Consider the following 11,250-nt stretch of genomic DNA (forward strand, 5'->3'; position numbering starts at 1 on the left):
GAGTAATGAATGCATATATACAAAACGTATCATATTGCAAGCGCTCTATGAGAGATATGAAAACTTATCAAAAGGAACGTAAATGATGCATATGATCTTTAATCACTCATTTGAATGAGAGAGCCTATAAATGCTTTTTGTTTCTCTCAAACGTATTAATCATAACGTCTTTATCTTTTAAAGAGATTCATTGAAAACAAAGCCCATGATCAAAATGCTTCTTTTAAAACGTTTCAAAATATTAAATTCAAAATCGAGCTGAGTGAATTCAATTAACACGTTGTCTAAAATCAAACCTATCAAAACGCTTGGTAGCTTTATCAATCCAATCAAAAAAAATGCTTATTAAACAAATGTCTTTTTAAAAACGTTCTTTTACATTTACGAGCATTGGTTTTTAAAACAATCTCTCATAAGACAAAAACAACCGCTTTTATAAAATGTAAGGTTTTCAAGATTTTGCTCTGCTGTGAAATCTAGATCTTCGTTTTTCATAAATGAAACGTTCTTAAGAGCAAATGATAACTAGGTTATAACTGTGATAAAAAAAAGTTTTAACGTTTCTTATAAAGATCTCATTTTATGTTTCAAACGTTTAAACGTGCATTTAAAGAGCTTTCATAAGCGTATTTGTACTTTTCTTTAAAAGCTAATTTCTTTAAAAATTAGCCGGTCCATTTTGGGGCTCGTTAAAATCAACCAGCTCAAATTCGAGCGCGTTAACTTTAAAATAGAGCCTTCTTTAAACACTGTCGCTTTTGACTCAAAATTTAGAAAAATTTCATGCCTTATGATGTTACAATGGTTTTGAAGTTTACCTGCTTATCTTGTCTCAATAGGTGCTTCCAAATTTGGGGTGACTAAAATCTCTCAATCCAAATTTGGATTGACCCCATTTGGCTTCGTATTTTTAAACAATAACTTTTAAAACGTTTTTTGATAGCCTTCTTGCTTTATATTCATTAAAAAGCTTTTGATCATAAGATATAACGTTTTGAACTTCATATCTGTTATAATGATAATATCTATATAATACCTGCCTATCATTTTCTAAATTTTTAGTAAGCGCTTTAAAATCAATCTTCTCTCAAAATCCTTTATGCGCCCTTATGAATTAAAACCTATAAGCTTATGACAGTTTCAAACGATACTTTCTTATAGGATAATCTAATGTTGTGATAACATCTTTAGATTTTACGCTTCTCAATTTTGAGAACTGTAATTTTATGTTTTTATCATGCGATTAACAATCCAATCATTAAAACAAGATGTGATCTTTAAACGTATAGTATTGAAAATTTCAAACGACTAAATTTTTAAACAATACGATTTGTGTTGTGATAAAAACGTATCATAAAATTTATAAACTGTTATGAATGATATCGGCTTTTCATCTCATTTGAATACACACATGCGTTATAATATTTGCATCATGATTTGCTTTTTACGGTCTATTCATACATGGCAATCTTATATAAAAAATGGTCAAATGAATCACGTATAAAATTATAGATTCTTAAGTGGATTCATATAAAATAATTGCACTCAACATATTGACTTTATTAGTTTTTTATGTATGATACTTCTTACGTTTCTACCAAAATATATCATTAATTTATAGATATTTTAACTAGTTCATCAATTTTATTACTAGAACATACAACTTCTTCCCAAGTAGTAGCACGCAAAAGACATGTCATAACACGATGGTTTAAGAATTCTCTCGGTGGTATAGATACAGTATCGCCTGTTTTCAAATGAATTTGAATTCCAACAACATAAGGTATGGCTAAAACTTTATCTAAATTTGAAATACCTATAAAAACACCATTTTTATCAGCGAAAATAAATTTAGATGCAGCATAATACTTAGGCTTGTTAATTTTAATTGGAGCTTCACCTATATAAGAACGGATACAGTTTTCTACATGTGGGCCAAGTAAAGTTAAAGGTAAAACATTAGTTGTAATACAATCGCCAGCAGGTCGGGCTGCACATTCAATCACTTTAAAGCCATTAGGTGTAAGCTTAGCTTCTAAATGAAATGGAGTATTATCAATTCCTAATGCAGCAACTACCTGGCTCGAATAATCGTAAATTTCTTTCTTTTGTGCTCCATTTATTTTTGAAGGATGTACGTGACAAACTTCGATTTTGAATTGAGAAGAAACCCATTTATCAGTTATCCCAACAATGCTAACTTGTTTATTATGAACGAAGCCTTCAACACTTATTTCTGGGCCGTTTAACATTTCTTCTAAAATCATTTTACCTTCGAAACCACTAAAAACAGCATCATATGTTTTAGAAATAATATTTTGCAGCTTTAAAAAAGCGTGTTTCAATTCGCTAGTATTATTGACAATAAAAATACCACGTGATGCTGAACCCGCAGCGGGCTTCAGAACTGATGGAAAACCAATGTATTCCGCTGCTCGCATAAGTGTTTCTCTATCATGTACAGCAGAAAATTTCGGGTTAACATGCCCTATGGAATCCAGACGTGTCCGCATTGCAACTTTATTCCGACACGCTAGAGCATCATTTGGATCCATCCCCGGTAGTCCTAAGGCGGCAGCTATTTTAGATCGAAGAATAGTGTCTTTTTCTGACCAAGATATGACACCAATGAAATTATAGATTTCATTTAATTCAAATGCTGTACGGATTGAAAGATCAATATCTGAGGTATCAATAACACGATAATCAGCTACAATTTGATTGAGATAAGTAGGCCATTCATCAGCTATATTAACAACGTTTAAATCTAATCTCATGGCTGCTGAATGTTGTTCAAGGCGTTCAATCTGATTTTTACGGCCATTTATAAAAAGTACAGTACGCATATTTCAACATCTTCTATCAAATATTAAGCACTGAAGCCAATATCTTATCTGCATAAATTGGTAACGGATCTGCTGTGTTAGGTCGCACTGCAGCGGATCTGAAATAATGGGGGCCTTCAGTTGGTGGGCCAATGATAAAAACATTCTTAGAAATTTGACCTGAAGAATACACGCAGGCATGGGTTATAGGATGAATATCAACACCTCCCGGCATATACATATCATCAGGCACTAAATCATTACTCCATTCCCTCAATATTCCATCTTTAAAACAGGTCTTTAGTAAATTGTTGCGACTATTTTTAAGTGAAAAACGTGGTATGCGGGCATTAACAAGATAATCAATTGAACGTATATTACCCAAATGCCATTTCCCTCCCTTTGCTTGCAAGTTAGGCGCCTTCGACTCTGATAAGTCCACTATTTTTGCAGTGGCAAGTGCAGCAATCTTTTCCATCACTTTTAAAGAAGTACCAACAGTAATTCTATTTATTAAAGGGAAATAGATATCAACAAATTCGCGATGAGATGCAGCAGTTAAACCACCAAATTCTACTGCGTTTCGTAGAACATTTCTTAGATCGCGCCAAGCACCATCAATAGCAGCTTTTCGAGGATTTTTAATATTCCCTAACTTAGCGTCATAAATATCATTATACAAAGCACTTAACGAATTCAGATGTTTATCATTAAAGTCTTTGGAGGCTTTGGGTTCTATAATATCTAACCATGCGAATCGAAAGGAGTCAAACCGAGAATATTTATCATCATATAATCCATCATTGATTTTTGAGTAATCAATCTCTGGATTACTCTTGAAAAAATCATTAGCCACATTATTAAGTTGATCGGCCAAATATGTGTGCGGGTTCTTTTTTAATTCTCCTACCGTATTTATATGATTATTAATAATAAATTGGATCGATTTGATGTTAGTATCAATAAATCTTTTGCCAAAAATGGTTGAATAATAAATTATAGCTGACTCTAAAATAAGCGCTGGAAGAATATCCCTCGTAAAATCCAATTGTCCTACCTCATTACCTCTAGATTCCCGCATTCTCTTAATTAAATCATGGTTAAAGATAATCGCAGTATGAACTAATGAATGATCATAGATTTTTTCATCAAATGGTCTTGCAAAATTAAAAAAACCATTTCGACTAAATGGGTAAATTTTTTTTGGTTCTAACCCACTTTTTTTATACAATAATTGGAAGTTTTCATCGCGATAAAAATATCCTCCTCTACCTTCAGTTAGCTTTAATATAGCATCTAAACAGACCAGCCCCATCCCTCGAATTGCTACAGAACTATCAGTCTCAAAACGTTCAAGCTCTCCGCCCTCAACTGGAAAGATATTTGATAAGTACCAGCCACCCTCTTTGTTGCCTTCGTTTATTGACAAGTTAGCGGTTTCATCTTTATTATCTTGCTCTGAATGACCTGTACACAGAACTACGTGTGATAATCTTAGTGACTCTGAGCTTGTTTGAATAACCACTTCGCTATCATCAATAGTAATTTTTTCAACATAAGACGGCACTATAGTAACCTGTACACTAAGGTTGCGTAATGTTGATATGATGTCATTAAATACATCAAAGGCGATTTCTCCTAATAGGCTTCTATCAACCCAAGATTGTTCATTGATAAGATATCTATCATCTTTAGTTTGGCTGTACTTATCTATGCAACGGCTGAATAATGTCCAATTAGCAGTTGTTTCATTAATATGCTGAATTAACATCTTATGACTGTGGTCTGCTCCAAATGATAGTTGACCAGCAGTTCTATTTAAATGGTTAGATACTGCTTGACCTCTATAGTGAACGCCTCCACCAAATCGATTTGGTAAGTCAAATATATGTACGCTACTAACATTAGAGAAACCAGCTTTTCTCCAACCTAGAACTCTCTCTAAAAGACAAAGACCCGTCAGGCCACAGCCAATAATACCGATTTTAACGGACATTAGTACCCCCTATTTTTGTATTTAAAATAAACTTAAATGTAATAATAAGAACAATACCGGAAAGAGGAAGAAGCATTAGTAATAGAAACGGATTATTCCCTTTTAACTGACTGTAACTTGCAATAACATTTACGCCAATCCATTTTCCCGAGCCTTCACCAAGAGCAACTGCTATAGCATTCCAACTAAGGATACCTACACGCATACCATCAGGTATATATGTTATTAGAATTGAGGAAATAGCAGGAATTATTAATATTTCAGCAAAAGTAAAAACACTTACAGCGACTGCAATCATAAATAAGCTATTGAAATAATACATGGAAATGAACGAAAAAGCAAATAAGATAAACCCAATGCCACAAAGCGTGAATTCAGTTGTATTTATTTTTGTAAAAAATTTAGATATCGGGATTGAAAAAAATATAACCAGTATTGCATTTAATGTTAATAATAGCCCGAACCATTGAAAAACTCCTAATTGCTCGTTAACGAACAAGGGAACAGAAGAATATATTTGTGCATAAGTAGCCCACATGATAACTGTCAACAAAAATGTTAAATTAAGTGGCAGACTGCAAATATGAGCTTTAAAGGTAATTAATAGATTGCTCTGCTTTGATATACTTACTTTATTATTGTGGCTACGAAGTGCTACCAACCCCGCTATTGAAACTAGTGCGGCTGAGATCATAAATGGGAGCAAAGGCTCAACTGTACTAAAAAGCCATGTTGCGACTAGAGGCCCAATAGCAGCAGATACGTTTAAACACACATTTAATTTTGCATAACGATAGTTCAATGTATTAGGTAACGAAGGATCTGCTAAAGCAGCTTTTGTATAAATACTATTGCTTCCATACCCAAATCCAATCATCAATAAAGCGCAACATATAAAGAAACTTGATGATGATACTGCTAAAATAATGTAACCAATTGCCCCAATACCACAAAGGACAGGATATGCTATTTTTATAGGTAGTAAAGAAATAAGCGGAGCGCCAAGAATACGTGCACCTTGTGATGCGAATGAACCAAATAATAAATAGAGGCCAACTTGACTACTATTTATCTCTAGTATATCTGTGAAATATACTGGGAAAATAGCGTTTACAGATAAAAACGCAAAAGCAAAAATGGTGTAATCAAAAAAAAGTTTTTGCATAGATTTAACACGTTTCTATTGACAAAATTTTTACGATTTGATCAAATGCATCTTCTAGTGAATTGCGATCTTTAGCGTGACATATCATATAGCCAACAGCTTCTCGGTCTTTCCAATGTTTTATCTCATTAATTTTATTGCCTACTTTCAATGGCATATTTAATCTTACACATGATGGATGTGCTGCTGCTTCTGTTACATTACCGATATATTTGATTTCACCTTCTGGTAGGAGAAAATATCTGATGCCAGCAACGCCATTCTTTTCAACCGTTACAGTAGATAGATTATCTGGATTGAAGTGAGAGTCCAATCCAGCTCCATAAGTTTCTATACCAGTTACCAATTCTTGGAGCCAATGAATAAAGTCTCCTCCTGGACGAGCATGAATTTCGCCTAGAACAATGCCGTTTGACGTTTCCCAACACTCGGCGTGGAATAAACCAACGTTAAAATTAAGAGCATTGATAGCCTTAGTCCATGAATCATAAATTTCTTTTTCAAGTTGTGTAGTAATAGGGGCAGGAAACGTGTGGCCAACTTCTATAAATGTACCATTATCTATTATTTTTTTTTCAGTAACACCAAAGAAAATAGGCTTGCCTTTAACAATCACACCTTCTACACTAAATTCTTTACCTTCGATAAATTCTTCTATAAGGAAGTCACTTCTATCTTCTTGGTTGAGTTTTGATATGGCGTTATAAATATCGGTTTTGCTAGTTATTAATGAAACGCCTTGGCTTCCTAATCCATGCCTGGGTTTTATAATAAACTTATCAAAATTAGATAAATCTATAAAATTTATAACATCTTCTTCACTCGAACAAATATATGAGACAGGTTGAGGTAAGCCAGTAGCTGAAAAAATTTCTCGTAACTTAGCTTTGTCTTTAACAATTGCAGCTACCTCATTTCCTATGGTCGTAGCCCCTAAACTCTCAGCTAGAGCTGCGGCTAATTCAACTGATAATTCATCATATGTGAAGATTTTTTGAGGAGGATTGTCCCCAAGGAGCTCTATAATATTTCTAGCTTTGTCTCGCTTTTTTGATTCAATAACCAAAGTACTATTGGCATTAGATACCAATTGTTTATTGCTTTCTAAGAATGACTGTTCTTCTAATAGTATAATCTTGTATCCACGCTTCTTAGCTTGTTCAAAAAAACGTGCGCCTTGATTGCGTGACATTCCAATAACTATAAGTTCATTCATTACTTTTCCTCTAGCAAATATTGATAGCTTAATCTTTCAAGTCGTTGGATTGCGTTGCTATCAATCGTTCCAATACAACCTACTCTGAAAGTGGATTTATTTGAAACTTTACCGCCATAAATGACACAGCCATTACTGTTTAAATAAGCTGCATATTCATTAATTTCATCAGAATCCCATCCTGATCTAAAAAATGTTACAATTGCATGCCCCATGTCTCCTTTGTCTAAAAGTGGCATGAAGCCTAAGCGTGTATAAACATCAACAATTGTATTTCTAATATTAATATGTCTTTGCATTTGAGTAGCGACACCACCCATATGCTCTAACTCTTTCAAGGCTTCCAATAGACCACTCATAACATGAGTTGGTGGTGTGAATCGCCACTCGCCAGTCTGCTGAAAACTTTCATACTGGTCAACCAAATCCAGTGTTAATGATGATGCATAACTTTTTTTTGTGTAACTCTTATGGACATAGACTATCCCAATTCCAGGTGGCCCGCCTAAAGCTTTATTTGATGAGGCAGCAACTGAAACAACAGAGCTATCGATTGGGAGCTTCCATATGTAAGAACCAAATGTACTCATTGCATCAATAAGTAGTAATTTGTCGGCGCTAGCTGTAGCTCGTTCAATGCTTAGTATATCATTCATTACCCCGGTTGTGGTTTCTCCATGTACAATCGCCACATATTTACCAGTGAAATTGTTTATATGACTTTCAACATCAAAACTTGATAACTTTTTCTCGTAAGGAAACTCAATTTTTTCATACTTCTTACCTGCTTTTTCTGCGATTGCAACCATTCGAGTTCCATACGCACCATTAATAATGATAAGCAATGATTCATCACTTGGGATCAAGGTCTGAATCATAGCTTCAACGGCATAAGTTCCACTTCCCTGCAACATTACAGGAACAAGATTACTGTCAGGAGCAATTTTATTTAAATAGGAATTTACTTGACGAGTCATTTTCCCAAATAAATTAGTCCTAGAGCCATAATCAATTATCATTGCTTTATGCACTGAAGCAGACAGGTTGGCTGGGCCTGGAGTAAATAAAATCTGTTCAGAGAATTCGTTCATAGTGATTTTACCTTTTGGATGCTTTTTGGAAAGCATGGCCTAGATCAATTAGGTTATTAGAGGGACGGGGCAGACTGTTTTGTTCATGAGTATTTATCATTATCTCAATAAATCTTGGCAAATGCATGCTTTGAAGAACATCAATTAAATCTTTTTTTGTTTCAATTCTTATGGAATCGTCAATATTGAATGCTTTAGCTATATTGGATAATGTAAGTTTATGTGCCGTTATGGGTGAGTTACCAACAGAGGAGTGAAGGCCGTTATTTAAAACAACATGAATCAGATTATTAGTATTACGCGTAGCTATGGTCGTTGCGCCCCCTAAATGCATTAAATACGATCCATCTCCTTCCAAGCACCATACCCTTTTATGTCTTAATTGGTTGGCTATCCCCCACGCAACTTGTGAAGTATGCCCCATGGCTCCAGTAATCATTAGAAGGTTATCAGTGTTCATTTTACGTTCACTCATACATAAAAGCACTTCACGAGCAGTGTATCCTGTTGAGGCAACGAATAAATCATTTTTGTCAGCATATTCAAAGATGACTTTAAGGCTATCCAAACGGGACATGGGAGATTCAGAAGCGGTTCTCTTCATTTTTTCCTTAGAACTACTTGGTGGTACTAAAATAGCAAATGAACGGCCGTTATGAGTTACAGAAACAGCTTTCTTTATACTCGTAAGCTCATTCCCTTCTTCAAGTACAGCATACTCAATATCAAGTAATGTTAATAACTCTTGAGTGATAACTCCTGTTTTTCTATGTTGTGGTTCATCTGCTGTTTCTGGCATTCCGCGCCAACCAATTAATAAGATAATTGGAATTGAGTAACAAGAACCATGTGCCATTGATAGTATAGGATTTATAGCGTTACCAAGGCCAGAATTTTGCATGTAAACTACTGCCGGCACCCCAGTGGCAAGATAATGACCAATCGCTAAACCAATAGCACTTCCTTCATTGGCTGCAATCACATGTTGATCTTGGGGCAAATATAAGCAATTCTGACAGAATTCATTTAACACACTATCTGGGACACCAGCAAAAAAACTGATGCCGTGCTCAATAAATTTACTCACTATATTCATAGCCTAAATTGTCCCAGGGATCATTTTCAAAATGGTGTCAACGTTTACACATTTACTCTCAATTTCTTTAGTCCTACCGTACATCAGAATATCTTGAGCCACTGACAGCATAGCTGCATATGATGCTCTCAACATATGGTTTGCATAAATTACAATATTAAAGCCAGCAGCTTTTAAATCTTGAAATGTAATTTCATTAAAACTTGTTGGTACACAAACAAGAATTTCTGTAGGATATTTGCTACGAAATCTAGCTGCAAACTCCAATATTTCATCAGGCGTTTTTTGGCGACTGTGAATCATGATACCATCAGCGCCTGCTTTGAGGTACGCTGAAGCTCTACTAAGGGCATCATCCATTCCTTGTTGAAGGATAAGACTTTCAATCCTAGCAATGATTAATAAGTCTCGTTTTCTCCTCGTTTCTACACCAGCGGTAATTTTTTTACAAAAGTCTTCGGCTGATGACTGAATTTGAAATATATCGTTACCTAGTAATGAATTTTTCTTTAATCCTTCTTTGTCTTCTATAATTACAGCAGACAAATGAGAAAGCTCCATTTCTCTAACATGAATTTTGAAGTGCTCAGGATGGCCGCCCGTGTCAGCATCTATTATCAGAGGAAGACAAACTTTATTAGCAATATCTCTCGCCTTGGCTATACGATTGGGTAGCGGAAGAATTTCAATATCTGGTAAGCCATCAACAGTTGAATCTGTAAGAGAGCTAGACCACAATGCATGATATTTTTCATTTGTACTATGGTTGTTACTAATTACAGCATTTGCAGCTACAGAAGCAGAAAGAAAACTATGAGATTCAAGAACCCTGATACATTTATGTTGATCAATTAATTTAGTGATCTCGTTTTCGATTAAAAATGGTCGTTTTTTAACATTGGTATTATTCATACAGTCCCCCGCATTTTGTTATCATTATCTTAACGCATGTTTTGTCATAATTATCTTAAATTGTCCATTATTTTTTATAAAAAATAATAACTGTTTATTTCTGACGCTACCCCTTTATGAGTAGCACTTGATTTTAGAGTTTGCGCTTATAATTGATCTGTATTTTTACCCATAAGTTTAGGTTCATAGCTATTAATTTTGAGGCTTTCCTTTTTGTTGAGTGAAGAGCAGATGGCGCATATACCACCTTACTTTCCGCTTATGAAGAAGCAAGCTGGCACCATCATTATATTTGCCAGCCCCCAATGTTGCGACAGACCTTATGAACAAGCCTTGCAACAAAATGGTTGGGGGAATTAAAAGCGATTGCTACGGCTCTCTTACCCGTCGAGCCTTTTGACCTATTACAGCTCCCAATGCCATTCATGGATTATGTTTATGACGTTTCAGAGCGTCAACAAACCCCGCTCGATTTTATTGCTGTCTCTGCTCTCTGTGCCTTGGCTGCTGTTATTGGCAATGGCGTGCGTGGTGCTCCAAAACAACATGATGATTGGATTGTTGTTCCTAATCTCTGGGGTGCTCTCATTGGTCAATCGTCAACATACAAAACACCAGCCATGAAAGCGGTTTTATTGAAAAGGAAGTTAACCTATCCCATGATGGTAATTGCTGGGTGTATGATGAGGCTTGTGTCTATGGTCATGCAAGAGTGTATGAAAATGCAAAAATACGCCATTTTTCTCAAGTCTGTGGTCAAGTTTATGGCAATGCTGAGGTCTATGGAAAAGCTTTTATCTCTCAATATGCTAAAGTTTATGACCATGCTTTTGTCTATAGCAATGCTCATGTTTATGGCAATGTTTATGGGTATGCTCATGTGAATGGTAGTGCCCGCATTCTTGCTGATGCTCATATTTATGACCATGCGCATGTTTCTTATGATGCT

Annotated in this window: 7 protein-coding genes and 2 pseudogenes; 2 read left to right on the top strand and 7 right to left on the bottom strand. The window is 35.1% G+C overall.

The annotated features are described in order from the left end of the window. Window positions 1–1,610 precede the first annotated feature (1,610 nt). Genes ACFINL_RS08620 through aepX form a run of 7 tightly spaced genes read right to left on the bottom strand, consistent with a single transcriptional unit; the run spans window position 1,611 to window position 10,301 of the window. Window positions 1,611–2,846, bottom strand: coding sequence for an ATP-grasp domain-containing protein (locus ACFINL_RS08620; RefSeq protein ID WP_375631702.1), 1,236 nt, complete (start codon window positions 2,844–2,846; stop codon window positions 1,611–1,613). Window positions 2,847–2,862: 16 nt separating this feature from the next. Beyond that, window positions 2,863–4,821 (bottom strand): FAD/NAD(P)-binding protein, encoded by a 1,959-nt coding sequence (locus ACFINL_RS08625; RefSeq protein ID WP_375651399.1) that lies wholly within the window; start codon window positions 4,819–4,821, stop codon window positions 2,863–2,865. Beyond that, window positions 4,811–5,986, bottom strand: coding sequence for an MFS transporter (locus tag ACFINL_RS08630; protein ID WP_375631698.1), 1,176 nt, complete (start codon window positions 5,984–5,986; stop codon window positions 4,811–4,813). Before ACFINL_RS08630 ends, ACFINL_RS08625 begins: the two co-directional genes overlap by 11 nt. A gap of 4 nt (window positions 5,987–5,990) precedes the next feature. After that, window positions 5,991–7,202 (bottom strand): ATP-grasp domain-containing protein, encoded by a 1,212-nt coding sequence (locus ACFINL_RS08635; RefSeq protein WP_375631696.1) that lies wholly within the window; start codon window positions 7,200–7,202, stop codon window positions 5,991–5,993. Beyond that, entirely contained in the window at window positions 7,202–8,293 is a 1,092-nt protein-coding gene (locus ACFINL_RS08640) for a 2-aminoethylphosphonate--pyruvate transaminase (RefSeq protein ID WP_375651400.1), read from the bottom strand. The genes ACFINL_RS08635 and ACFINL_RS08640 overlap by 1 nt, the downstream gene beginning before the upstream one ends. A 7-nt stretch (window positions 8,294–8,300) precedes the next feature. Next, window positions 8,301–9,389 carry a phosphonopyruvate decarboxylase gene (gene aepY, locus ACFINL_RS08645; protein WP_375631692.1) on the bottom strand — a complete coding sequence of 363 codons (1,089 nt, stop codon included), beginning with the start codon at window positions 9,387–9,389 and terminating at the stop codon, window positions 8,301–8,303. A 3-nt stretch (window positions 9,390–9,392) separates the two neighbouring features. Then, window positions 9,393–10,301, bottom strand: coding sequence for a phosphoenolpyruvate mutase (gene aepX, locus ACFINL_RS08650; RefSeq protein ID WP_375651401.1), 909 nt, complete (start codon window positions 10,299–10,301; stop codon window positions 9,393–9,395). Between the two features lie 425 nt (window positions 10,302–10,726). Here aepX and ACFINL_RS08655 point away from each other — a divergent pair. Next, window positions 10,727–10,876 (top strand): annotated as a pseudogene (locus ACFINL_RS08655) (DUF3987 domain-containing protein); the annotation flags it as partial. Window positions 10,877–10,929: 53 nt separating this feature from the next. Further along, window positions 10,930–11,250 (top strand): annotated as a pseudogene (locus tag ACFINL_RS08660) (hypothetical protein); the annotation flags it as partial.

The organism is Bartonella sp. AA78NXGY, from assembly GCF_042197005.1.
Lineage (GTDB): Bacteria > Pseudomonadota > Alphaproteobacteria > Rhizobiales > Rhizobiaceae > Bartonella.